A 25,234-nucleotide genomic window follows, 5' to 3' on the forward strand; every position below is an offset into this window, starting at 1 on the left:
CGAGAGTTGGGGCCATGGTCTCCCTCACCCTTCACCCGGATCGGCTCTTCCCCGCGGAGCCGTCGACGCGCGACGTGGCGCGTCGGCTCTACGCGCAGGTCAAGGATCTGCCCATCATCAGCCCCCACGGCCACGTGCCGCCGGCCTGGATCGCGGACGACATCCCCTTCCGCGACCCCGCCTCGCTGCTGATCACCCCCGACCACTACGTCAACCGGATGCTGCACGCCAACGGTGTCGAGCTCTCGACCCTGGGCGTCAACCAGGGAGAGCTGGACGAAGCCGCCGCCCGCACCGCGTTCCGTGCGCTGTGCGAGCACTGGAACGACTTCCGGGGCACGCCCGTGAAGTACTGGCTGGAAGATGCCCTGGTCGGCATCTTCGGTGTCGACGTGGTGCCCTCGGCCCAGACAGCCGACCAGATCTACGACACCGTCGCCGCCTGGATCGCCCAGGACTCCTCGAGGCCGCGCGCCCTGATGGGCGCCTTCGACATCAGGTTCATGGCCACCACCGATGACCCGTGCGACGACCTCGTCCACCACCGAAAGCTCGCGGACGACGCGTCGTTCACCCGCCGCGTGGTGCCCACCTTCCGTCCGGACAAGTACCTGGAGCCGTTCCGGGACGACTGGAACGAGTTGACCGACCGTCTCGCCGAGGTCTCGGGCGTCGACATCTCCAGCTATGCGGGCTGGGTGGCGGCAATGGAGAACCGGCGCGCTTATTTCAAGGCCAACGGTGCGGTCTCGACCGACCACAGCCACCCCGACCTGGGCACCATCGTGCTGGAACCCTCCGAGGCGGAGCGGTTGTTCCGACTGGCCCGCGCTGGCCGGATCTCCGAGGACGAGGCCACCGTGCTGCGCCGCAACATGCTCACCGAGCAGGCCCGGATGGCCACCGAGGACGGGCTCACCATGACCCTGCACCCCGGGGTGGCGCGCAACCACCACCGGCCCACCTTCGAGACCTATGGCGCCGATGTGGGCTGCGACATCCCGATCGCGGTCGAGGCGACGCGGTCGCTGCAGCCGCTGCTCAACGCCTACGGGACGTCCAAGAACCTCAACCTGGTGCTGTTCACCCTGGACGAGACCATGTTCAGTCGGGAGTTCGCCCCTCTCGCCGGTTTCTACCCCTCGGTGTACGTGGGCGTGCCGTGGTGGTTCATCGATGCCCCCGACGCCATCCGTAGGTTCCGCAAGGCCACCACCGAGACGGCTGGCTTCTCGCGCACCTCGGGGTTCATCGACGACACGAGGGCCTTCTGCTCGATCCCCGCCCGCCACGACATGTCGCGTCGCCTCGACTGTGGCCACCTGGCCGAACTCGTGGTCGAACACCGCCTCACCGAGGACGACGCCCACGAGGTCGCCCACCAGTTGGTCGTCGACCAACCCACCCGAGTCTTCAAGCTCTGAATCAGCACCAGCATCACGGGGCGGGGGATGACCCCCTGCACCCCCACGGGAACGGGGCGGGGGATGACCCCCTGCACCCCCACGGGAACCAGACGGGGGATGACCCCTTTGCCCCCACAGAACCAGGCACCTCATACGGAAAGAGTCATCATGCAGCTTCGAGACAATGCGCAGTGGTCCCTCGTGGTCGCCACGTCGATGGGCATCCGCATCACCCCGGACCATGCCCAGCAGGTGCAGACCTCCGACCACTTCTTCATGCAGGCCACCTCGGCCGAGTCGAACGTGGCCTCGGTCTCGTCCTACCTCGGCGAGCCCACCAAGGTGCTCACCGCCTTCGTCGAGGGATCGCCGATCTCGGCCTTCATCAAGTCGAACCTGCGCGCGCGTGGCATGTCGTACGAGGGCCCGGATCGTCCGCAGGGCGACGCCTGGGGCTACCGGCACCAGTTCAACATCGCAGACTCCGGCTACGGTCTGCGTGGCCCCCGCGTCTGGAACGACCGCGCCGGTGAGGTGGGTCTGTCACTGACTGCCGCCGACTTCGACCTCGATCGCATCTTCGGTGACGAGGGCGTCAAGGTGTTGCACCTGTCGGGCCTGATCGCCGCCTTGTCTCCCGAGACCTCGCAGTTCTGTCTCGACCTGGCACGCGCGGCCAAGCAGCATGGCACCGCGATCGCGTTCGACCTCAACTTCCGGGCTTCCTTCTGGAAGGGACGAGAGGACGAGTTGCGGGCCGCCTTCACCGAGATCGCCTCCGAGGCCGACATCCTGATCGGCAACGAGGAGGACTTCCAGCTCGCGCTGGGCGTGGCCGGGCCCGAGGAGGGTGGTGCGGCGCTCACCGACAAGATCGATGGCTTCAAGGAGATGATCGGCCGGATCACCCAGGCCTTCCCGCATGCCTCGTATGTCGCGACCACCCTGCGAGAGGTGGAGACGGTGAACCGTCACCTCTGGGGGGCCGTCGTGTGGGCCCGGACTGAGGGCGACGGGGGCCGGTTCGCGGTCGCCGACCTGCGCGAGATCGGGGTCTACGACCGTGTCGGCGGGGGCGACGGTTTCGTCGGCGGCCTGCTCTACGGCATCCTCAAGGGCTGGCCGGCCGAGAAGGCCATGCAGTTCGGTTGGGCCACCGGAGCCCTGGCTGCGACCTCCATCACCGACTACGGCGCCCCGGCCGACGAGGACCAGGTGTGGTCGATCTGGAAGGGCAACGCCCGCGTCAAGAGGTGACCCACCTGCGCGACAGACCCAGCGAGACAGAAACCGACGCAGCCGAGGATCCCTGCCCCTCAGGGCGGAAGTCCTCGGCTGCGTCCGCTTTCGTTTCCGGGTCAGGCGGCGACGGCTGCCCGCAGCGCGGTACCCAGACCGGCATCCACCGATCCCCAGTAGCCAAAGAAGTTCTCCAGGACCGTCTCGTTGGCGATTGCCTTGCCCTGCCCGATCAGGGTGCTGAGGAAGCGGACGCGCTGCTCCTCATCGAAGACCTCGCGGTAGAGCGTGCCCGCCTGACCGAAGTCGTCGTCCTCGGGGTGCAGTTCATAGGCCGAGCGGACGAGTTCGCCGTCGGCCGCGAAGGAGTTGTCCACCGGGCCGGTCTGGTCTGACCACGAGTCGCCGAACGAGTTCGGGGCGTAGACCGAGGCCGCACCACGGTGGTCGACGGTCATGTTGCCCTCGAAGTTGTAGGAGTGAACCTCGGTGATCGGCTTGTTGACCGGCACCTGCTGGAAGTTGGTGCCGATGCGGTACCGCTGGGCGTCTGCGTAGGCGAAGTTTCGCCCCAGCAGCATCTTGTCGGGGCTCATGCCCATGCCCGGCACCATGTTCGAGGGCGCGAACGCCGCCTGCTCGATCTGGGCGAAGAAGTTGGTCGGGTTCTCGTTCAGGGTGAGTGTGCCCACCTTGATGCGCGGGTAGTCCTTCTTCGACCAGGTCTTGGTCAGGTCGAACGGGTTGAACCGGTAGCTCTTCGCCTCGTCGTAGGGCATCACCTGCACGTACAGGTCCCAGCTGGGGAAGTCACCGTTGCGGATGGCGTCGAACAGGTCGCGGCGATGGTGCTCTGCGTCCGCCCCGGCCAGGGCCTCGGCATCGGCCGCGGAGAAGTTGTGCACCCCCTGCTGGCTCATGAAGTGGTACTTGACCCAGAACTTCTCGCCGGCGGCGTTGACCCACATGTAGGTGTGGGAGCCGTAGCCGTTCATGGTGCGCCACGATTTCGGCAGGCCACGGTCACCCATCACATAGGTGACCTGGTGGGCCGACTCGGGGTTGAGGGTCCAGAAGTCCCACTGCATGGTGGCATCGCGCAGTCCGGAGTCGGGCAGGCGCTTCTGCGAGCGGATGAAGTGGGGGAACTTCATGGGGTCGCGCAGGAAGAAGACAGGGGTGTTGTTGCCCACCAGGTCGAAGTTGCCCTCGGTGGTGTAGAACTTCAGCGCGAAGCCCCGCACATCGCGCCACGTGTCGGGCGATCCGAGCTCGCCGGCGACGGTCGAGAAGCGCTGCAGCACACGGGTCTTCACCCCCGGCTGGAACAGGGCGGCCTTGGTGTGGGCGGTGACGTCCTCGGTGGTGACGAACTCGCCGAAGGCGCCGGCGCCCTTGGCGTGCGGACGACGCTCCGGCACATTCATGCGGTTGAAGTGCTGCAGGGTCTCGACCAGGTGGTGGTCGTGCAGCACGATCGGACCATTGGCTCCGACGCTCAGCGAGTTTCGATCACTCACGGCCGGGATACCGGCCTGGGTCGTCGACCCGGACTTCATCGGGGTGGTCTCGTCGGACATCATGCTCCTTCTGGTGGTACGGGATCAGTTCTCGAACGGCTGGGCGCGGTTGCCCGCCGGCTCGCAGGGGGACTCGTGCGGCACTCGCTGCACAGGCCTCGGTACAGGACCTCGGCCACCTCGATGGACATGCCGAGGTCATGGGGTGGGAGGATGCAGGGCACCTCGGTGCCCACGCAGGCAACGTCGGTGACCCGTCCGCACGAGGTGCAGACCGCGTGGTGGTGGTTGTCACCGAGGTCGAGTTCGTATCGGGCTGGCTGGCCCGGCAGGTCGAGGCGGCGCAACAGATGCGCCCTCGTCAGGTCGGCCACGATCACGAAGGCCGCCTGCCGGCTGATGCCCACCCCCGCACTCAGCTTGACGAGTTCGTCGGCGGTGACGTGGCGATGGTCGGCCAGTGACTCAATGACTGCTATCCGTTGGCGGGTGACCCGGAGTCCGCCGCGCTGCAGGAGCAGAGAGGCGGCAAGATCGGTGGTCATGGGTCCACGGTAGCGTCTTTGGACTCAGTCCAAAGAAAGGGTCCGACTTCGCTGGCAGGTTCAGCCGCGGGTGAACGTCTGGCGCCCGCGCCAGAAGGTCGCCACCACAGGATCGGGGAGCGATCGTCCGTGGTAGGGGTTGTTGCGCGCCAGCGAGAGTGACCGGTCGCGATCGACCACCGTGCGCGCGCTGGGATCGACCACCACGAGATTGGCCGGTTCGCCGACCACGAGCGGACGACCCTGCTGTCGTAGGGCGCCGATCCGCGCCGGGGTGTGGCTCATCCGATCTGCGACCTGGGCCCAACTGAGTCGTCCCTGGTCGACCATGGTCTCGACCACCACCGACAGCGCCTGCTCCACCGCGACCATGCCCGGCTTCGCCTCGGGGAAGGGCTTGTCCTTGTCGGATGGGCGGTGTGGTGCATGGTCGGTGGCCACCGCATCGATCGTCCCGTCGGCCAGCGCCTGCCGGACCGCCTCGACGTCGTCGGCCGACCGCAGTGGGGGATTGACCTTGTAGGTCGTGTCGCCGGCACCACCCTCGAAGGATTGACGAAGGTCGTCGACCGACAGCAACAGGTGGTGCGGCATGACCTCGGCTGTCACCCGGACGCCCCGGGCCTTGGCCCAGCGCAGCACCTCGACGCCCTCAGCGGTCGACACGTGGCACAGGTGGAGCCGCGCTCCGAGGTAACCGGCCACCTGCACGTCGCGGGCGATGACGACCGACTCGGCGATGCTGGGCCAGCCATGGAGGCCCAAGTCCCGGGAGACCTCACCCTCGTGGCAACAGGCGGACGACCCGGCCAGGGTCGGGTCCTGGCAGTGTTCGGCCAGGACGGCGTCGAAGGGCAGCAGCGCCTCCATCGCGGCACGCACAAGGTCGGCGGTGGGAACGGAGAATCCGTCATCGGAGAAGACCCGGACCCCCACGGCGAGCATCGAGTCGAGGTCGGCCAGTTCCTCACCCGCCAGCGCGCGGGTGACGGACCCGATCGCCACGACCTCCGTGCTCGGACCATGCTTCCCGGAGGCGGCCGCGAGTTCACGCAGGGCGCGCACCCGGGCCCCCGAGTCGGTGACCGGGGACGTGTTCGCCATGGCGAAGGTGGCGGTGTACCCACCCCTGGCCGCAGCGGCGGTGCCGGTGGCGATGGTCTCGGCCTCGGTCTGGCCGGGTTCGCGCAGGTGGGTGTGCAGGTCGACGAGTCCCGGCAGCGCCAGCAGGCCGTCCGCGTCGACCACCCGTGCGCCCGGTCCCGCCTCGGGGGCGATCAGCCCGTCGACCACGTGCAGGTCGCGACGGCGCCCGTCGGGCAGGGCGATGCCGGTGAACGTCCAGCTGCTGGGTTCGTCCATCATCGGTTCCAGTGCAGGGTCGCGTCCCAGGGGCGCTGCTTGGTGGTCACCCTCACCATCTCGGGCGAGCAGCCGAGGGCCGTGAGGAAGATGGCCATCCGCACGTTGACCCCGTTGTCGGTCTGGTGGAAGATCGCCAGCCCGGGCAGGTCGTCGACGTCGGAGGAGAGGTCGTAGGCATCGTGGCGTGAGTCACGCGGCAACGGATGCATGATCACGATGTCGAGGGCGTCGGCCTCCGCCAGCACCGACCGGTCGATGAGGTTGCCCTGGATGCTGGCGGGCACCTCACCGGTGATCCGTTCGCGCTGCACCCTGGTGGTGTAGACGGCGTCGGCTCCCCGCAGTGCCTCGACCACGGTGTCGCAGACCGTCAGGCGGTGGCCGGCCGAGGTGAGGTGGCGGGCCGTCTCGTCAGGCAGTTCCAGGCTCTCGGGTGCGAACAGCCGCACGGACACGTCACGGTAGACGGTCAGCAGCTTGAGCAGGGAGTGCACGGTGCGGCCGTGACGCAGGTCACCGACCACGGCGATCGTGCTCCCGTCGACGGTGCCGCCCCGCTGGCCCAGTTCCTTCTCGAGGGTGTAGAGGTCCAGCAGGGCCTGACTGGGATGTTCACCGGCTCCATCGCCGGCGTTGATGACCGGGACGACGCTGGCTGCCGCGAACTGGGCCACGGAACCCTCGTCTGGGTGGCGCACCACGAGCACGTCGGAGTACCCCGAGACGACGCGGGAGGTGTCCTCGATGGATTCGCCCTTGGCCATCGACGAGAACGTGAAGCCCGTGGTGGTGGTGACCTCGCCGCCGAGCCTGAGGAAGGCGGACTCGAAGGAGAGTCGCGTGCGGGTCGACGGTTCGAAGAACAGGCTGCCGAGGACGGCACCGTCGAGCACGCTGCAGACGGTCTGCCCGGTCGCCAACTGCCGGTCGCCGCGCCCCAGTTGTCGCTGGGCGATGGGGGCGACCGTGTCGGCCAGGGTGAACAGGTCTACCAGGGTGGGCCGATCGAACTGAGAGACGCTCAGCAGATGCTTCCCCTTGCCGAACAGCTCGCCCTCACCGTAGGGGTGGAGTGACCCGTTCGGCCGGGACTGGTCAAGGTCTGGTGCCGTCATGGCAGCCCTCCGTCTCGTCGCGCCAGTGAAGCTACCACGTGCATTACAGTGCAGCCATGATCTTCCTGCGCGTGCTGCCCGGCTGGCCGGAGCCCCAACCCGTCTCCGATCTCCACCTGCTGCTGATCACCGTGCTGGGTCCGTTGACGTTCGGGCTGGTGATCGCAGCCATCGCCTGGGCGCCTCGCATGATGAAGCGCAACCGGGCCGAGGCAGAAGCCGTTGGCCTGGGCGATCCCGCCCACGAGGCCATCGAGGCCCCCGTGGGCGCACGCCACGCTGAGATCACCAGCTGACCAACCCCCACTTCTCGATCAGCGCCGGCCCGGTCATCCCTGGGCCTGCACCCGCAGCGCCCTGGCGGTCGCGTCACGGCGTTCCACCACGGTGCGGCGCACCTGGTCCGAAGGCTGGCTCGAGGCCAGCCATTCGTCCACCCGAGCCACCCACGCCTCGTCCCCGTCGATCGGGAACAACCAGGTGAGGGCCGTCTGGGTGGAGGCGTGCCCGCGGTCATGCCATCCGTTGTCGCCCCGGCTGATCTGCTCGCACACCTCCAGGTACTTCTCGTAGTAGGGGGCCAGGACCTCGTCCTGGTCGTACTGGGCGAAGTTGGCCGCCAGCGTGCGGTGGGTGCCGTTGGGAATGGACGGTTCGTTGACGGCCCGCTCCCACGCGGCAGCCTTGGCCTCGGCTGTGGGACGCGCTGCGCGGGCCCCGGCCGCCAGTTCAGCACCCTGGATGGTGTGGTCTCGTTCCTGCTCGGCGGCGATCTCGTCCTCGCCGACGGCGCCCATCCGGGCCAGGGCGGTGATGATCTTCCAGCGCATGTCGGTGTCGACCGTCAGACCAGCCGGCACCTCCTCGCCGCGCAACCAGCCCTGCAGCAGTTCGGCGCCCTTCTCGGTGTGCACCGAGGCGATCAGGGCGTTCGCGAAGGCCAGCTGGTGGTCTGAGCCCGGCTCTGCCTGCTTCAGCAGGCCCGCGATCGAGGCCACCAGCGTGGAACGGGCGTCGGGCCGACGAGCGGTGGCCGTGTATCCCGTGGCTGCCAACTGTGCCTGCCGCAACAGTGATCCGACGGCAGTGAGGTCACTCTCGCGACCCACCCCCCTCGCGACCAGCGCGACGTAGTCGGAGGACTTCATCTCGGCGTCGCGGCACATGTCCCAGGCAGCACCCCAGATCAGTGCGCGGGCCAGGTCGTCATCGAGCACGTCGATCTGCTCGACGGCAGTGGCCAGCGAGCGCTCGTCCAGACGCACCTTGGCGTAGGTCAGGTCGCGGTCGTTGAGCAGCACCAGGTCGGGCTGCACGGCCCCGACCAGCGCATCCACCGAGGTGCGTTCGCCCGAGATGTCGAGTTCGACCCCGTCGCGTCGGGTGAGGCGGCCCTCGCGGGAGTCGAAGAGTCCGACGGCCAGCCGGTGCGTGCGCAGGGTCGGCCACTCGGCAGGAGCGGTCTGCACGATCTCGAAGCGGGTGAAGGCGCCGCTGTCGTCGACGTCGAAGTCTGCGTGGAGGGTGTTCACCCCGGCCCTCTCGAGCCACTCGCCGGCGAACCAGCTCAGGTCGCGTCCAGAAGCCTGCTCGAGGGCGCCGAGCAGGTCATTGAGTTCGGTGTTGCCGAACGCGTGCTCCTTGAAGTAGGCCCGCACCCCGGCCATGAAGTCCTGCTCGCCGACGAGGCTCACCAGTTGCTTCAGCGTCGAGGCGCCCTTGGCGTAGGTGATGCCGTCGAAGTTCTGCTCGACGGTCTCGAGGTCGACCATGTCGGCGGCGATCGGGTGGGTGGTGGGCAACTGGTCCTGGGTGTAGGCCCAGCCCTTGCGGGCATTGGCGAAGCTGACCCAGGGGTCGACGCCGCCGTACTTCGCGACGATCTTCGACTGGCAGTAGTGGGACGCCCATTCGGCGAACGACTCGTTCAGCCACAGGTCGTCCCACCACTTCATGGTGACCAGGTCGCCGAACCACATGTGCGCCAGTTCGTGCAGGATCGTGTTGTCGCGAGCCTCGTACGAGGCGGAGGTGACCCGGGAGCGGAACAGGTACTCGTCGCGGATGGTCACGCAGCCCGCGTTCTCCATGGCTCCGGCGTTGAACTCGGGCACGAACGCCTGGTCATAGGTCCCGAAGGCGTACGGGTGGTCGAACTCCGCCTCGAAGACCTCGAACCCGCGCTTGGTCGTGGTGAAGATGCGCTCCGCGTCGAGGGAGTCCTTCACCGACTGCCGACACAGGATGGACGCGGGGACCTCACCCGAGGTCGATGCGATGGTGTCGTGGACGACATGGAAGTCACCGGCGACGATGGCGGTGATGTAGGTGCTCATCGGGGGAGTGGGGTCGAAGATCCACTGGGCGAACTGGTGGCCCTCGGTGTCGTCGTCCAAGGCTTCGGGAGTGACGGCGGCCGCATTGGAGACCACGACCCAGTGAGCGGGAGCGGCGATCGTGAACTGGAAGGTGGCCTTCAGGTCGGGCTGCTCGAAGCAGGCGTAGACCCGACGTGCGTCGGCGATCTCGAGCTGGGTGTAGAGGTAGACGCGGTCGTCGGCGGGGTCGACGAACCGGTGCAGTCCCTCGCCCGTGTGGCTGTAGCGGCACACCGCCACGATCGTCAGTTCGTGCTCGCCCTCGGGGGCTTCGATCGGGTAGCGGTGGTCGGCGAAGGCGGCCGGGTCGAGGTGCTGCCCGTCCAGCTCCACCGAGAGCACGCGGTCTGCGATCAGGTCGATGTGGGTCTGCTGACCGGTGGTGTGGAAGGTGACCGTGGACGACGAGATGAATGTCTCGGGGTCACTGACATCGCGTCCGGTCAGGTCCACCAGCACGCGGTAGGCGTGGGTGGAGACCACGGACGACCGCCGCTGTGCGGTCTCGCGGGTCATGTTCGCAGGGTTCGACACTGGATCCTCCAGATTGGTGAAACGTACCCATCGAGCGTAGCGACTACGTGCTTTCGACGCGGGGGCGCCGTCGGCGACCCGCCGCAAATCACTCGCCGTCAGCGGAATTGCTTGTGCCGACAGCGGACCTCGGGCTTGGCTTGCGCCATGACGACCAATGTGGAGATGTACTTCGACCCGATGTGCCCCTGGGCCTGGATGACCTCTCGCTGGCTGCTCGAGGTGGAGCAGGTGCGCGAGGTGAACCTGACGTTCGGCGTGATGAGTCTTTCGGTGCTCAACGAGGGTCGCGACCTCGACCCCGACTACCAGGCGGCCATGCAGCAGGGTTTCGTGGGCGTGCGCGCCGCGATCGGGGTGCGGGAGCTCCACGGCCAGCAGAAGTTGCGGGAGTTCTACACCGCCCTGGGTACTCGCTACCACCTCGGCAAGGAGCCCCAGACCATCGACACGGTGCGAGCGGCCCTGGCCGAGGTGGGGGCGGACGAGTCGATCGCGGACCGGGCCACCACCGACGAGTGGGACGCCCTGCTGCGTGAGAGCCATGCGGCCGGGATGGAACCCGTGGGCAACGATGTCGGCACCCCCGTGGTCCACATCAACGGCAAGGCGCTGTTCGGACCCGTCATCTCCCCGGCGCCCAAGGGCGAGGAGGCAGGGAACCTCTTCGACGGGGTCGAGAAGGTCACCGCCTACGACGGGTTCTACGAACTCAAGCGCTCGCGGACCGTGGGCCCGATCTTCGACTGAGCCCGCTGACGAGCCACCGCACGCCAGCTGCCGGTGGCCGCCAATGACCAGGTCGCCACCAGCACGAGGCAGCAGGCGCGCGCGATGGTCTCCCATCCCATCAGGTGGGTCCCCAGCGAGAGAGTGCCGAGGGGGAAGGTCAGGGACCACCACGCCGGCGTGAAGGCCAGGCCCCGGGCGAAGGCGCGCACCGTCGTCCAGATGGCCCAGACGACGAGCGGCGCACCGAGCACCAGCATCACCCACCCATAGGCGTGGGCGAGCCGGGCCACCGACGACTCGCTGCCACCCACCACCCTCGCGATCGCCTGCGCGGCTGCCGTCGACTGACCGACGATGCCCAGCGGGATCCAACTGGTCGGGGCCGCCGACGTCGTCAGGGGAGTGCGTGCCCAGTGCTCGCGGTAGGCGAGGGCGAAGACGACCAACCCCAGACCCAGGGCGATCGCGAAGCAGCCGATCGACAGGGCCATGATCAGGCTGCGAGCACCCGGAACGCGGCCGGCCAGTGCCGCCCCCGTGGTGGCCGACACCATGGGCGCCACCACCGGCAGGCCCCAACTGAAGGTGGCGGGGCGGCCGTGCAGCGACCCCTGCACGGCATGGACGACGAAGCCCAACGCCGCCGCGAGACCCAGCACGGTTCCAACCGTCCACAGCAGCGCATCGACCTGCAGACGCGGAGTGACCGTCACCGTCGCCGATCCGACTGACAGCACACCCATCGAAACCATGCCCCACGCCATGAACTGCGTGGGGTCGCCCACGCTCGTCCTCATCACCGAGGAGCTCCTGGCAGCACGGGCCACGAAGCCCGCGGACAGTCCGACCAGCAGCAGCCAGGCCGTCACCACCAGGGCGTGGGAGGTGTACCGGGCGAAGCCGTGCTGGCCGAACAAGGTGTGCAGCAAGGTGGCGAGGATGCCGGTGCCCATCACGGCTCCGAACCAGGCCGGTCCGGCCCCGGCCAGTGTCGGGACGGGTGCACCGTTCAGGGCGCGTGGGTTCTGGACACTGGGAAGTGTGGAGGTGGTCACGCTCCAAGACTGACCGCTGGCCTGGCCGGGCGGTAGGGGCGAACTCACCATGGAGGCATATCCTGTGCACATGGCACAGACGTGGCCCGACCTGATGGCCCTTGACCTGCTGGTGGCGGTCGCCGAACACGGGAGCGTCGGCGCTGCGGCTCGGTCACGCGGAACCGATCAGCCCAACGCCACCCGCTCCCTGGCCAGGCTCGAGCGTCGCCTGGGGTGCACCTTGCTCGAACGCGGTCCGCGTGGATCGAGCCTCACCCCCAGTGGTCTCATGGTGCTTGACCATGCCCGGGCGGCGCTCTCCGCGGTGCGCGCGCTCGTGGACGTGACCGCCGCGAACGGGTCGCCGTCGTCCGCCACGATCCGGGTGGGGGCGAGCCAGACGATCGCCGAGCACCTGCTCCCCACGTGGCTCGCCGCCCTGCGTCAACACCACCCTGAGATCTCTGTCGACGTGCACGTCCACAACAGCCACGACGTGGTGGCAGACCTGCGCGCAGGCCGCGTGACCCTCGGTTTCATCGAGGACCCCACGGTCCCCAGGGGTGTCAACAGCCTGGTCGTCGCCCACGACGAGATGGTGCTGGTGGTCGCCCCGCACCACGTCTGGGCCCGGCGACGTCGTCCGGTGTCGCTGGAGGAGTTGTCCGCGACCCCGCTGATCACCCGTGAATCGGGGTCGGGTACCCGCGTCGCGCTGGACGAGGCCGTCGGCGCCCCCGTGACTCCCTTCCTCGAGGTGGCCAGCAATGCCGCGGTGAGGGTCTCGGTGGCCTCGGGCGCGGCCCCGGCGGTGCTGAGTCGGCTCGCCGTGTCCGACGCCGTCTCGGCGGGCACCCTGGTGGCGGTCCCGTTGGCGACGCGCATCAGGCGTCCGCTCCACGCCGTGTGGGCCGGAGCCCGACGGCTGCAGGGGCCCGCCGCCGAATTGCTCGCCACTGCACACCCCTGACACGTCGCCCCGTCGCGTCGGCGTCGATCCGGACGGCTGTGCGCTGTCCGGGCCAAATCTGTCGGGGGTGGCTGGCAGGATCACCCTGTGAGCACCGAGACACCAGACCTCGACCCCGCCAGCACCGAAGATCGCCACCGGTGGACCGATCTTGCGCAGCGCGTCGGTGACGCCCAGGAGGCCTACTACGGCACCGACTCGCCCACCGTCTCGGACGCCGAGTACGACTCCTGGATGCGCGACCTGCAGGATCTCGAGGAACGACATCCCGACCTGCGCACCCCCGACTCCCCGACCCAGCGCGTGGGTGCGGCCCGGGTCACGGAGTTCACCCCCATCGAGCACCGCCAGCGCATGGAATCGCTCGACAACGTCTTCTCGGCCGAGGAACTCGACGAGTGGATGGCGCGGGCCCAGCGACAGTTGGGTGCCGACCAGATCTCGTTCCTGTGCGAACTCAAGATCGACGGTCTGGCGATCAACCTCACCTACGAACAGGGGCGCCTCGTCAGCGCGGCCACCCGGGGCGACGGCCGGGTCGGTGAGGACGTCACCCTGAACGTGCGCACCATCGCGGGCGTCCCGCAGCGGCTCACCGGCGACGACATCCCCGACCTGATCGAGGTGCGCGGCGAGATCTTCTTCCCGATCGAGGCCTTCGCCGACCTCAACGCCTCGCTGGTCGAGCAGGGGCGCAACCCCTTTGCGAACCCTCGCAACGCTGCTGCCGGGTCACTGCGACAGAAGGATCCCGCAGTGACCGCGACCCGTCCCTTGCGCATGCTGGTGCACGGCATCGGGGCGCGACAGGGCTTCGACGTGCCCAGCCAGTCCGAGGCCTACGAGCGACTCCGGGCCTGGGGCCTGCCCACCCCGACATCGGCCGCCGTGGTGAGCACGGCCGCCGAGGTGCAGGCCTTCGTCCGACACCATGGCGAACACCGCCACGACGGCGAGCACGAGATCGACGGGGTGGTGGTCAAGGTCGACCAGATCGCCTCCCAGCGGGCCCTCGGGTCGACCTCGCGAGCACCACGGTGGGCCATCGCCTACAAGTACCCCCCCGAGGAGGTCAACACCAAGCTGCTCGACATCCAGGTCAATGTCGGACGAACCGGCCGAGTGACCCCCTTCGGCATGATGGAGCCGGTGGTCGTGGCTGGGTCGACGGTGTCGATGGCCACCCTGCACAACGGGTGGGAGGTCAAGCGCAAGGGCGTCCTGATCGGGGACACCGTCGTGCTGCGCAAGGCGGGCGACGTCATCCCCGAGATCGTCGGACCCGTGGCCGAGCTGCGCGACGGCACCGAACGCGAGTTCGTGATGCCGACCCACTGCCCCGCCTGTGGCAGTCCGTTGCGCCCCGAGAAGGAGGGCGACAAGGACATCCGCTGCCCCAATTCCGAGAGCTGCCCCTCCCAGCTGCGCGAACGGTTGTTCGCCCTGGCGACCCGGGGTGCCCTCGACATCGAGGCCCTGGGCTGGGAAGCAGCCAACGCCCTGTTGTCGGCGGGCGTGCTCACCAGTGAAGCCGGTCTGTTCGACCTGACGGCCGACGACCTGCTGAGGGTGGACTTCTTCACTCGCGCCGCGCGCCGCGGTGAGACTGTCGACGGCACCCCCAGAGTGCTGTCCGCCAACGGTGCGAAACTGCTCGACAACCTGGCCAAGGCCAAGCTCCAGCCGCTGTGGCGGGTGCTGGTGGCCCTGTCGATCCGGCACGTCGGCCCGACGGCCGCCCGCTCCTTGGCCACCCAGTTCGGATCCATCGAAGCGATCCGGGAGGCGACCCCCGACCAATTGGCTGCGGCCGACGGGGTCGGTCAGGTGATCGCGGAGGCCATCACCGAGTGGTTCTCCGTCGAGTGGCACCGGGCCCTGGTCGAGCGCTGGGAGGCCGCCGGGGTGCGCATGGCCGATGAACGCGACGAGTCGGTCGCGCGCACACTCGAAGGCCTGACCGTGGTGGTCACCGGCTCCCTGCAGCACTTCAATCGCGACGAGGCCAAGGAGGCCATCATCAGCAGGGGCGGCAAGGCTTCGGGATCGGTGAGCAAGAACACCGACTTCGTGGTGATCGGCGAGAACGCGGGCTCGAAGGCGGCCAAGGCCGAGGAACTGGGGCGCCCCATCCTCGACGAGGCCGGCTTCGTCCAACTCCTCGAAGGGGGCCCCTCAGCCCTGTGAAGGTCACGCCTGCACGGGTGCGGCAGCGTCCTCAGAAGTGCGAGTTGTTGAACGCCTGGTCGTCCACCTCGAAGAGGTCGTCGAGTCGGGCGATCGCCTCGGGCGTGCCGTGGACGCGCCCGGCTGCCGCCAGGGTGCTCGGCTCGACCACTCCGAAGTAGAGGCTGCCGAGTTCCTGCACGCCCAGGTGTGCGTCGGGTTCGTCATGGGTCCGCTCGACCGAGGCGGTGCCACCCTCGACCGTGATGCGGAACCGGCCAGCGGCGAAGCCGAGGTCGTCGGCCACGTCGATGACGACGGTCCCGTCGTCGCGCCAACCCCTCACCGACAGCGCCCTGACCGGGTCGAGCACGCGGAGCCACGTGCAGTCCCGGTGGCCCTTGACCTCGAGTCGTCGCGAGTCGACCAGTGCCCACCGCAAGGGGGAGTGCGGGTTGGCGACCCGCCAGGTCACCTTGCGGACGAGGTCATGGTGTCCCAGGTGGTCCCACAGGGCGAGTTCTGCCTGCGGGGTGAGTGCGACCAGGTCATTGATCACCAGTTCGTGATCGGTCCAGTCCCCGTACTCGAAGGTGGCCATGCCATCCAGCTCGCCGGCCTGCGACCAGTGGGCGACGGTGCGCAACTTGCGGTTCTCGCCACCCTGGTCGTAGTCCCAGGCGCCCGAGAGCCGGTCGCGGTAGAAGAGCTGCCGGTCATGGGCCCCGCGGGTGCGTTCGAGCGTCTTGCGGAACAGGGCATCCCGCTGGTCCATCACCCACTCCGATCGGGCGTCGACGATCTCGCAATGCCCGGTCGGCTGGTGTCGCAGGGCGAAGTCGTGGGTCACGTCCAGTTCCACGTGTTGGTGCAGCGACGAGACACCGAACCCGAAACGGCCGTAGATGACCGCCTCGGTGACCGTGAGCGAGGCGAAGGCGAGACCTCGCTCATGCGCCTCGGTCAGGTCGGCGGTCATCATCGTGCGCAGGATGCCGCGGCGGCGGTGACTGGCGCGCACCGTCACGTCGGAGATCAGGTTGGCGGTCTCCAGGTGCCCTCCGCCGGTGTTCACGAGGGCGTCGTAGCTCATGAACGTACCCACGGGGCCGGGGTAGGCGCCTTCGGGGAGGTCGGAGCGGTAGACCCCCCGGGCCCGCATGCCCTGTCGGTGCGCCTCGGAGTTCCAACGCTTCAGCTGCTCGTCGGTGAGCGATTGGCCGTGGAATCCGAGCGCCACAGCCTGCAGCCACGCGATGTTCTCAGGAGTCGGATCGTCGGTGGTGGGCAGCGTGCGCAGTTCGAGGTCGCTCATGTCGAGGACGCTACCGAACCGGCAGCGGCCACGACAAAGGCAGATGAGGCTGCCAAACTGGACACATGCGCGTTCATCTGGCCACCGACCATGCCGCTTTCGAGCTCAAGCAGTACCTCGCCGAGAAACTGGCCGATGCCGGCTTCGAGGTCGTCGACCACGGCGCCGAGGTGCTCGACCCCCAGGACGACTACCCGCCCTTCATCATCGCGGCGGCCGAGGCAGTGGCCGCCCAGCCCGGTGACCGCGGAATCGTCCTCGGTGGCTCCGGCAACGGCGAACTGATGGCCGCCAACAAGGTGAAGGGTGTGCGCTGCGCCTTCGCCAACACGGTGGAACTGGCCAGCCTCACCCGCCAGCACAATGACGCGAACTGCCTGGCCATCGGCGGACGTTTCACCCCGGAGGAACTGGCCCTCGAGATCGCCATCGCATTCCTGACCACCCCGTTCAGCTTCGAGGAGCGCCACCAGCGCCGCATCGACATGCTGACCACGTACGAGGTGACCGGCTCGATCGAGGCCTGAGGTGCCCGAGGGACACGTCATCCACCGTCTCGCTGACGCCCTGACGGCCGACTTCGGGGGACGCCCGGTGCGGGTGAGCAGCCCGCAGGGACGCTTCGCCGATGAGGCCTCCCACCTCGACGGGCACGACCTGGTCACCGCCGAAGCGTGGGGCAAGCACCTGTTCGTGAGCTTCGACGTCCCCCTGCCCTCGGTCGTGCAGATCCACCTGGGACTGATCGGGAAGCTGATGATCGGCCCCGACCGGGCCCCCTGGGGACAGGTCCGACTGCGGATCAGCGACGGGACGACTGCGGCCGACCTGCGTGGCCCGCAGACGTGCCGACTGATCACCGTCGAGCAGCAGGCACTCGAGATCGCCAAGCTGGGGCCCGACCCGATCCGTCCCGACGCCGACCCCGAGCGGGGATGGTCGAGGCTGCATGCGTCGTCCCGGCCGATCGCCGCCCTGCTGATGGACCAGCAGGTCGCCGCCGGGGTCGGCAACATCTACCGCGCCGAGGTGCTGTACCGACACCGGATCGACCCGTACCTGCCCGGCAACCAGGTGCCGCACGAGATCTGGCGTGCCATCTGGGACGACCTGGTGGTGCTGATGGCCGACGGTGTGGCGATGGGACGGATCGACACGGTGACGGCTGACCACACCCCCGAGGCGATGGACCGACCTCCCCGAATCGACCGGCACGGCGGCGAGGTGTACGTCTATCGAAGGGCCGGACTGCCCTGCCACGTGTGCGGCAGCGAGGTGCGCACCGAACCGCTCGCCGGACGCAACCTCTACTGGTGCCCCACGTGTCAGCACCGCTGACCGAGTCGCTCGCCTGGGGTGGCAGCCGGGTGCATCCGGTCGGAGGGGGTCTGGTCGACCTGGTCGAGACCGGTGCCGATCGCGAGCGGGTCATCGCCCGTCGACTGGGCGTCCGTTTCGACGACAACTGGAGCTTGGTCGCCGAACTCGCCGTCGACGACGAACTGGAAACCGTCTGGCTGTCCGGTTCAGGTGAGGTGGCCACCGTGCGCTGGGTGGTCGGTGGACGATTGCGCCTGCGGGTCCGGGTGGTCGACGCCACCGGAGCGCCGCTGGGCCGTGCCACGGGCGATCCCATCGCGCTCCCCGGGATCCGGCTCGGTCTCGACCACGACTCGGTCGTGCAGCGGTGGGGTGGGGGAGCGCGAGCGTTCCTGCTGGTCAACCGCGGCACCGACTGTCTGGTCGTCCGGCAGGTCGCCGGATTCACCCTGACCGACGCAGAGCCCGGCCTCCCGCTGTTCCAGGCCGGCACCGCGAGCACCTGCGAGTGGGCGGTCGAGCGGGTCGACGCCCCGACCAGTCTCCTGCGGCACCTGCCCGCCTGGTGGCCCGACCGGCTGGTCAGGAGCGCCGGGGAGCCCGTGCTGCTGGGCGATGGCTCCGAGCTCCCCCCCTCGCCCGGAGCAACCCAACACGTCACCGTCCCCGAGGAACGCGGCGAGACGGTCCTGACCGTGCTGACGCTGCCCGACCTGGACGACGTGCTCACCCGCGCCTTGACTGAGGCTGAGCAGTTGACGATCCCGACCGTGGTGCTGGCCCAGTCAGCACGTCAGTCGGGTCTGGCGAGACCATGGACGGACGACGACCTGCTCGGTGCCGTCGAGGAGGGCCTCGCACGCGGGTCGGTGAGGCCCCTGGCACTCGCCGCTGCTGCCCGGGAACTCGCTCACACGGGCTCGGTCGGCCTGTCGGAGGCAATCATCGACGCCCTGCCGCGCTTGGCTTCGGCGCCGGGTTCCGAGGTTGCCCGGCTGCACGCGCTGATGGCCCTCTCGGTGGTGGGCCATCCTGCCCGGGGCCCGAGCCTGAGTGCGGGGGAGCCGGGACCGGAACTCGACCTGATCACAGGAAGGGCCACCCCCGGCGCGCTGCGGTTGTTGGCGCGGCTGGGCTCGGGCCTCCCCGGCGAGGTCGACGCCGACGCCTTGTCAGTGGCGGTCGCAGTGGCACTGGCCCCGTTGGTTCCCGAACAGGTCACCAGTCTCAACAGGTGGGTCGCGCCGGTGGCCGAGTGTGCCCGGCAGGCCACCGCCGCGTTGCTGGCGGCCGAGCCCTCGCCAGAGGTGATCGCATGGCTCATGCTCGGGCAGCCGTGGTGAGCACTCGCGGGGCACCTCCGCAGTCATCGACCGCGTGACATTCTGGACGGCGTGACTCCGCGCGACCGCTTCGCCCCCGTGTTCATCAGCCGCGTCTTCTTCGTCGGTGTGACGCTTCTGGTGCTGGACACCTTCTTCCGCCACACACCCTGGGTGCGGTTGCTGCTCTCGCTCTACTCCACCCTGCTGGTGCCGGTCGACGGCTCCGGACTGGGTGCGGCGGCCTTCCTGCTGGTCCTCGGGGTCGGGCTGATGAGGCGAAAGCGACTGGCGTGGTGGATCGCGGTCGGCTACCTGGGTCTGCTGTGGCTGGCCACGGCGGTCGCGCTGATCGGTGTCGCCGCCCTCCACCTCCCATCCTTCGACCGTCCTGAGCGCCACGACATCGAGACCATCCCCGAACTGGTGCTCAGCGCGGTCGCCCTGGGTGGCCTCCTGGTCGTGCTGATCGTGCGCCGGCGGGACTTCTCGGCACGTTCGGCCCGGGGCAACCTGCGCAAGGCAGGGCTGGTGCTGGCGGTGGGACTGGTCACCTCGGTGCTGATCGGCTGGGTGCTCACCTGGCTGAGCGGTGGCCAGGGGCGGCCCCGAAGCCGCCTGCTCGCCCTGCTCAGCCGGATGGCAACCGGGTCGACCCCGCAGGGCGCGATCCCGCCACCGTGGGTCGCCACCATCGTCGGTGCGTTGATCGCCGCCAGCTTCTTCCTGGCGCTGCAGACCCTGCTGCGCAGCCAACGGTCCCGCGCCACCCTGGCCCTGGACGACGAGATCGCCATCCGACAACTGTTGGCCCGGCACGGCGGCGACTCCCTGTCGTACTTCGCCACCCGCCGCGACAAGCAGGCGGTCTTCTCCCCTGACCGCAGTGCAGCCATCGCCTACCGGGTCGAGGTGGGGGTGTGCCTGGCCTCCGGCGACCCGATCGGTGCCGTCGAACACTGGCCCGCCGTCATGAAGGCCTTCGTCGAGGAGGCCCGCACCTTCGGGTGGACGCCGGCGGTCGTGGGTGCCTCATCCACCGCCGCGCAACGGTGGGAGGAGGCGGGCATGCGCATCATCCGGGTGGGGGACGAAGCGGTGCTGACCCCCTCCACCTTCGACCTCGAGAGCCGGGAGCTGCGTGGGGTTCGTCAGGCGGCCCACCACCTGCAGCGTGAGGGGTGGACGGTGCGCGTACGTCGACACAGTCAGATCCCCAGCAGCGAACTGGGCCAGCTCTCCGACCTGGCCGACCAGTGGCGGGTCGGTGGTGAGGAACGCGGATTCTCGATGGCCCTGGGTCGGCTGGGGGATGACCTCGACGGTGACTGCCTCATGGTCGAGGCTCTCGCTCCTGCCGCCTCCGGTGGGTCTGCACGCACCATGGGACTGCTGTCGTTCGTGCCGTGGGGGCGAGACGGGGTCTCACTCGACCTGATGAGGCGATCGCCGCAGGCAGAGAACGGCGTCAACGAGCTCATGGTGGTGGGCCTGATGCACCAGGCCCGCGATCAGGACATCGCTCGGGTGTCGCTCAACTTCGCCGTCTTCCGCACCGCTTTCGAGGAGGGAGTGCAACTGGGTGCGACACCGGTGCAGAGGTTCAAGCGGCGGATGCTGCTGGTGGCCTCCCGGTGGTTCCAACTGGAACAGCTCTACCGCTCGAACGTGAAGTACAGCCCCACGTGGTCACCCCGCTACCTGGCAGTCGAGGACACCGTCGACCTGGGTACGGTCGGCCTGGCCCTGGGGATCGCGGAGGGCTATGTCGATGCGCCCCGGATCCTTCGCCCTCTGCCGCTCCCGGCTCAACCCCGCATCCGCTTGTCGGAACATCCCGGGCTCGCTGCTGCACTCGAGCCGCCGGCTCCCGAACTGCCCCAGGTGAGGGTGTCCGACCAGGTCTCCCACCGGATGAGGACCCGGGCGGGGCTGCTCGACCGAGGAGTCGAGCCCTACCCGGCCTCGTTCGTCCCCGACGCCGCGACGACCGCGGTGGTGCTGGCCAATCGCGGCGCCCACGTCACGGTCGCCGGCCGGGTGCTCGCCATCCGTGACCACGGCGGGGTCGTCTTCATCCGGCTGCAGGACTGGTACGGCGAGGCGCAGGTGCTGCTCGACCGAGGCCGGCTGGGGCCCGAGCGGCTTCGGGAACTGGTGGCCGTGGTCAGTCTGGGCGACCACGTCGGGTTCAGTGGCGAGGTGGCGCCGTCGAAACGGGGGACCCCCTCGCTCCATGCCGACAGCTGGACGCTCACCGCGAAGGCCCTTCGCCCGCTGCCCGACAAGTACTCGGGCATCAGCGATGCCGAGACCAGGGTGCGCCAGCGCTACCTCGACTTGATCACCAACCAGGCTGCCCGCGACCAGTTGCGCGCCCGCTCCCACGCCCTGCGCGCCGTGCGCGAGACCCTGCAGAACCGGGGCTACCTCGAGGTCGAGACGCCCATTCTGCAGACCATTCACGGTGGCGCCAACGCCCGGCCCTTCCGGACCCACATCAACGCCTATGACCTCGAGCTGTACCTGCGGATCGCCCCCGAGCTGTTCCTCAAGCGGTTGATGGTGGGCGGCGTCGACCGCGTATTCGAGATCGGGCGCAACTTCCGCAACGAAGGCGCCGATGCCACCCACAACCCGGAGTTCACGATGCTCGAGGCCTACCAGGCCTACGGCGACTACACCGTGATGCGTGGGCTCGCCGAGGAGATCATCGTCCAGGCCGCCCTGGCGGCCAACGGACACACCATCGTGCGCGGTACCGATCACCACGGCGTGCGCCGTGAGGTCGACCTGTCGCAGCCCTGGCGGGTGATGACCGTCAACGACGCGCTGTCGATGGCCATCGGCGAGACCGTGACGGCTGACACCACCCAGCGAGAACTCGTCTCGCTGGCCGACAGGCTCGACATTCCGACCGCGCCCAGCTGGACGAGGGGTGAGGTCGTCCTCGAGTTGTACGAGCACCTCGTGGAACACAAGACGGTGGCGCCCACCTTCTACTGCGACTTCCCTGCCGACGTCTCGCCCCTGACCCGGGGCCATCGCGAGGACGACCGGTTGGCCGAGAGATGGGACCTGGTGGCGTTCGGGGCCGAGATCGGTACGGCGTACTCCGAACTCGTCGACCCCGTCGTCCAGCGCCAGCGGTTGACGGCCCAGTCATTGCTGGCCGCCGGGGGCAATCCCGAGGCCATGGAGCTGGACGAGGACTTCCTGACCGCCCTGGAGTACGCGATGCCGCCCTCGGGCGGCCTCGGCATGGGCATGGACCGTCTGGTGATGATGCTCACCGACACCAGCATCCGCGAGACCATCGCGTTCCCCCTGGTGCGGCCACGGTCGAGGGTGGGGGACTGACGTGGCCGGCCTCGAACCCCACGGAGAAGTCGTCGACCTGGGTGGAAGGACGGTTCAGGTGAGGACGCGGGCCGGTGAAGGACCGCCGATCGTGCTGATCGCCGGGTGCGGACTGGCCATGCAGTTCTGGCGGGATGTCGCCGACTCCTTCGCCGGCCGCGAATGGTTGGTTTCCTACGACCGGCCAGGGATCGGCGGCACCCCCTGGCCGGGCACCCTCCCGACCCTGGCCGAGGAGCAGGCAACCCTGGTCGCACTCCTGGAGCGGTTGGGTTCGCCCGCGGTGCTCGTGGGCCACTCGATGGCCTCGTTCATCGTCGAGGCAGTGGCCCGCACCCGTCCCGATCTGGTGACCGGGGTGGTGATGGTCGACGGCTCCGTCGAATGGCCCGTGCGTCCCCCGAGGGACGGTACGGCCCGGTTCGCGGGGATGGTGGGCTCGGCGACCGGCTCGGCCCCGTTGGGGGCCGTGGGGAGTCTGGCATGGCACCTGGGTACCTGGGTGCAGAGCACGCGTGAGTTCCGCAACCTGCAGGGCGGGCGACTCTCACAGACCTACGCCGACCCCGACACCTTGGCCGCGGCCACCGCCGAGTCGTTCGCCTATGACTGGCAGGCGTGGGACCTGATCGAGCTGAGGCGTCGGGCAGCCTGGCCCGACGGTCTGCCGACGATCGTGCTCACGGCCGCCCATGAAGACTCACACCTGCGTCGCTGGACGAGGCGGTGGGTTCAGACCCAGGCACGGTGGGCCCGGCTGCTGGGAGCCCGCCACCAGGTCGTGACCGACTCCAGGCACCTGATGATGCTCGACCGTCCACAGGTGATCGTCGACGCGGTCCGCGAGCTCTGCGTAGGGTCGTCCGGGTGAACCACTGTTGCGCCCCAGCCGCCGATCGAGGGGGGTCAGGGCCCGGGCCCGTGGCGGCTCACTCGTCCTCGCCCGGGGTGGGGACGCGCCCGGGAGAGCTTCCCGCGAGTCTGGTGACCGTACCCGCAGGCGACTTCGTGATGGGATCGGACTCCGGGGAGGTCTTCGTCGTCGATGGTGAGGGTCCTGCGCGCCGGGTGCACGTCGATGCGTTCCGGATCGACGCCCACACCGTCACCAACGACCAGTTCGGGCAGTTCGTCGAGGCGACGGGCTTCGTCACCGAGGCGGAGCGGTACGGCTGGTCGTTCGTCTTCGCCGACCTGGTGCACCCCACGGCGCGGGCCCACGTGCTCGAGGGACGGGTACCGAGCGCCGGTTGGTGGCGGGGGGTGCGAGGAGCGCTCTGGAGCGCCCCCTTCGGACCCGGTTCGGACCTGGAGGGCCTCGGGGACCATCCGGTCGTGCACGTCTCGTTCAACGACGCCCTGGCCTACTGCGCCTGGGTGGGCGGACGACTTCCCACCGAGGCGGAGTGGGAGAAGGCGGCCCGGGGTGGGCTCGAGCAACAGCGGTTCCCCTGGGGAGCCGAACTCGAGCCGGGCGGCGAGCATCGCATGAACGTCTGGCAGGGGGAGTTCCCCGACCACAACACCAGGGCCGATGGCTGGTTCGCCACCGCCCCCGTGAACAGCTACCTGCCCAACGGGCACGGCCTGTACTGCACCTCGGGCAATGTCTGGGAATGGACAGCTGACTGGTTCTCCCCGTCCTGGCATCGACCCGATCGTCCCCAGACGAGACTCAACCCCCGCGGACCCGACACGGGCGCCGACCGGGTGACCAAGGGTGGCTCGTACCTGTGCCACGCCTCGTACTGCCACCGGTACCGCACCTCGGCTCGAACCCACACCAGCCCGGACTCATCGCTCGGGCACACCGGCTTCAGGGTCGCTGCCGACATGGCCGGATGATGGCGACCATGGGACCGGACCCCGCTTGGTTGAGGCGCTATCGCAGTACCGGCGCCGACCTCCCCTGGGGCAACCCGGAGCGCGCCCACGGGGTGGCGATGGAGGGGTACTTCTGGCGGATCACCACGCCGTCACGGGTGGTGGTGGCACTGATCGGGGTGAACCGCGGGCCCCGCGGCCCGTGGTCAACGGTGGGTGTGGCGACCTCCTCGTTGGGGTCGGGGACGGGTTTCGTGCCCGGCCGGCTCGTGACCACTGCCCTCGAGGATGGTCGGGCCGACCCGAACGGGCTCGGGGCGCACAGCGGTGACGTCTTCCACGGCACGGATCGCCTGCTGCGGGTCGACCTGCCTGGTGCTCACCTCGAGGCGACGATCGAGCCCGACCTGCGGTGGCCGCGTCCGGTCTGGGGCGGGTCGAGCGTCTTCCATGTCGTGCCGGCCCTCAACCAGTACTGGCACCCCTGGCTGTTGGGTGGGCGCGCCACCGGTCGTGTCACGGTGGCCGATGACGAGTTCGATTTCACCGACGCCCAGGTCTACGGGGAGAAGAACTGGGGCCGCGGCGGCTTCCCCGAGGCCTGGTGGTGGGGGCAGGCCCACGGATTCCCCGATGAGGGTGCCTGCGTGGCGTTCGCCGGTGGCCAGGTCAGCGCCGGCCCCCTGCACACCGAGGTCACGGGACTGGTCGTCCGATTGCCCGACGGGAGGGTCGTGCGGCTGGGGGACCCCGTGGTGACGCCCGTGCGGGCGACCGTCGGCGACGATCGCTGGCAGTTGAGCGGACGATCCTCCCGCTGGCGCATCGACGTCGACGCCCACGCCCCGGTGGGTCAGGCGCACGTGCTCCCGGTGCCGCTGCCGCGCGAGCAGCGCAACACCGCTGGCGCCCTCGAACACCTCACCGGTGACCTGCGGGTGGTCGTGCGGGAGTGGGGACGGGTGGTGTGGAGCGCCGACTCGGCCATGGCTGGACTGGAGCGGGGTGGGTTGGCGCTGGCTCAGGGCGAGTTGGCCAGGAGAGGCGGGCGTCCCACCCCGGCTGGAGCACCCTGAATCCCCGTCT

The 25,234-nt window shown here is 69.0% G+C and carries 20 protein-coding genes; 13 read left to right on the forward strand and 7 right to left on the reverse strand.

Annotation, left to right across the window (positions count from 1 at the left end):
* Positions 1-14 precede the first annotated feature (14 nt).
* Together uxaC and H507_RS0111665 are read left to right on the forward strand one after the other, a co-directional pair.
* Positions 15-1,424: a glucuronate isomerase gene (uxaC, locus tag H507_RS0111660; protein ID WP_022910882.1), complete on the forward strand. Its 1,410-nt coding sequence runs from the start codon at positions 15-17 to the stop codon at positions 1,422-1,424.
* Between the two features lie 150 nt (positions 1,425-1,574).
* A complete protein-coding gene (locus tag H507_RS0111665; RefSeq protein WP_022910883.1) occupies positions 1,575-2,663 on the forward strand; it encodes a PfkB family carbohydrate kinase in 1,089 nt (362 codons plus the stop codon).
* A gap of 101 nt (positions 2,664-2,764) precedes the next feature.
* Here H507_RS0111665 and H507_RS0111670 read toward each other — a convergent pair whose 3' ends face one another.
* From H507_RS0111670 to pyrB, 4 genes are read right to left on the reverse strand one after another with little or no spacing between them, the layout of a single operon-like run.
* Positions 2,765-4,225 carry a catalase gene (locus H507_RS0111670; RefSeq protein WP_022910884.1) on the reverse strand — a complete coding sequence of 487 codons (1,461 nt, stop codon included), beginning with the start codon at positions 4,223-4,225 and terminating at the stop codon, positions 2,765-2,767.
* Positions 4,225-4,710: a Fur family transcriptional regulator gene (locus H507_RS16520; protein WP_022910885.1), complete on the reverse strand. Its 486-nt coding sequence runs from the start codon at positions 4,708-4,710 to the stop codon at positions 4,225-4,227. Before H507_RS16520 ends, H507_RS0111670 begins: the two co-directional genes overlap by 1 nt.
* A gap of 60 nt (positions 4,711-4,770) precedes the next feature.
* A complete protein-coding gene (locus tag H507_RS16525) occupies positions 4,771-6,072 on the reverse strand; it encodes a dihydroorotase (protein ID WP_022910886.1) in 1,302 nt (433 codons plus the stop codon).
* Positions 6,072-7,190, reverse strand: coding sequence for an aspartate carbamoyltransferase (pyrB, locus tag H507_RS0111685; RefSeq protein ID WP_022910887.1), 1,119 nt, complete (start codon positions 7,188-7,190; stop codon positions 6,072-6,074). The genes H507_RS16525 and pyrB overlap by 1 nt, the downstream gene beginning before the upstream one ends.
* A 56-nt stretch (positions 7,191-7,246) precedes the next feature.
* Here pyrB and H507_RS0111690 point away from each other — a divergent pair, with 56 nt between their 5' ends.
* On the forward strand, positions 7,247-7,486 hold the full coding sequence (locus H507_RS0111690; protein WP_022910888.1) for a hypothetical protein: 240 nt from the start codon (positions 7,247-7,249) through the stop codon (positions 7,484-7,486).
* Between the two features lie 33 nt (positions 7,487-7,519).
* Here H507_RS0111690 and pepN read toward each other — a convergent pair whose 3' ends face one another.
* Positions 7,520-10,084 carry an aminopeptidase N gene (pepN, locus tag H507_RS0111695; protein WP_040438362.1) on the reverse strand — a complete coding sequence of 855 codons (2,565 nt, stop codon included), beginning with the start codon at positions 10,082-10,084 and terminating at the stop codon, positions 7,520-7,522.
* A 165-nt stretch (positions 10,085-10,249) separates the two neighbouring features.
* Here pepN and H507_RS0111700 point away from each other — a divergent pair, with 165 nt between their 5' ends.
* Complete coding sequence (locus H507_RS0111700; RefSeq protein ID WP_022910890.1) at positions 10,250-10,852, forward strand: mycothiol-dependent nitroreductase Rv2466c family protein; 603 nt, start codon at positions 10,250-10,252, stop codon at positions 10,850-10,852.
* Here H507_RS0111700 and H507_RS16530 read toward each other — a convergent pair.
* Entirely contained in the window at positions 10,807-11,889 is a 1,083-nt protein-coding gene (locus H507_RS16530; protein ID WP_022910891.1) for a TDT family transporter, read from the reverse strand. The genes H507_RS0111700 and H507_RS16530 overlap by 46 nt on opposite strands.
* A gap of 70 nt (positions 11,890-11,959) precedes the next feature.
* Here H507_RS16530 and H507_RS0111710 point away from each other — a divergent pair, with 70 nt between their 5' ends.
* Together H507_RS0111710 and ligA are read left to right on the forward strand one after the other, a co-directional pair.
* Positions 11,960-12,841 carry a LysR family transcriptional regulator gene (locus H507_RS0111710; RefSeq protein WP_022910892.1) on the forward strand — a complete coding sequence of 294 codons (882 nt, stop codon included), beginning with the start codon at positions 11,960-11,962 and terminating at the stop codon, positions 12,839-12,841.
* A gap of 87 nt (positions 12,842-12,928) precedes the next feature.
* Positions 12,929-15,028, forward strand: a complete 2,100-nt coding sequence (gene ligA, locus H507_RS0111715; protein WP_022910893.1) for an NAD-dependent DNA ligase LigA — start codon at positions 12,929-12,931, stop codon at positions 15,026-15,028.
* Positions 15,029-15,059: 31 nt separating this feature from the next.
* Here the strand turns inward: ligA and H507_RS16535 are convergent, their stop codons facing one another.
* Entirely contained in the window at positions 15,060-16,322 is a 1,263-nt protein-coding gene (locus H507_RS16535; RefSeq protein WP_022910894.1) for a GNAT family N-acetyltransferase, read from the reverse strand.
* A 65-nt stretch (positions 16,323-16,387) separates the two neighbouring features.
* Here H507_RS16535 and H507_RS0111725 point away from each other — a divergent pair, with 65 nt between their 5' ends.
* The 7 genes from H507_RS0111725 to H507_RS0111755 all read left to right on the forward strand — a co-directional run bounded on the left by H507_RS0111725 (position 16,388) and on the right by H507_RS0111755 (position 25,224).
* Positions 16,388-16,849: a ribose-5-phosphate isomerase gene (locus H507_RS0111725; RefSeq protein WP_022910895.1), complete on the forward strand. Its 462-nt coding sequence runs from the start codon at positions 16,388-16,390 to the stop codon at positions 16,847-16,849.
* Position 16,850: 1 nt separating this feature from the next.
* Complete coding sequence (locus H507_RS0111730; protein WP_022910896.1) at positions 16,851-17,660, forward strand: Fpg/Nei family DNA glycosylase; 810 nt, start codon at positions 16,851-16,853, stop codon at positions 17,658-17,660.
* The gene (locus H507_RS0111735) at positions 17,645-18,985 is read left to right on the forward strand and encodes a hypothetical protein (RefSeq protein ID WP_022910897.1); all 1,341 of its coding nucleotides are present in this window, start codon (positions 17,645-17,647) and stop codon (positions 18,983-18,985) included. Before H507_RS0111730 ends, H507_RS0111735 begins: the two co-directional genes overlap by 16 nt.
* A gap of 51 nt (positions 18,986-19,036) precedes the next feature.
* Positions 19,037-22,324 (forward strand): bifunctional lysylphosphatidylglycerol synthetase/lysine--tRNA ligase LysX, encoded by a 3,288-nt coding sequence (gene lysX, locus H507_RS0111740; protein WP_022910898.1) that lies wholly within the window; start codon positions 19,037-19,039, stop codon positions 22,322-22,324.
* Between the two features lie 58 nt (positions 22,325-22,382).
* A complete protein-coding gene (locus tag H507_RS16540) occupies positions 22,383-23,195 on the forward strand; it encodes an alpha/beta fold hydrolase (protein WP_157438975.1) in 813 nt (270 codons plus the stop codon).
* Between the two features lie 113 nt (positions 23,196-23,308).
* Positions 23,309-24,169: a formylglycine-generating enzyme family protein gene (locus H507_RS0111750; RefSeq protein ID WP_022910900.1), complete on the forward strand. Its 861-nt coding sequence runs from the start codon at positions 23,309-23,311 to the stop codon at positions 24,167-24,169.
* A gap of 8 nt (positions 24,170-24,177) precedes the next feature.
* Complete coding sequence (locus tag H507_RS0111755) at positions 24,178-25,224, forward strand: tocopherol cyclase family protein (protein WP_040438533.1); 1,047 nt, start codon at positions 24,178-24,180, stop codon at positions 25,222-25,224.
* Positions 25,225-25,234 lie beyond the last annotated feature (10 nt).

Origin of the sequence: Aestuariimicrobium kwangyangense DSM 21549, from assembly GCF_000421525.1 — a bacterium.
Classification (GTDB): Bacteria; Actinomycetota; Actinomycetes; order Propionibacteriales; family Propionibacteriaceae; genus Aestuariimicrobium; species Aestuariimicrobium kwangyangense.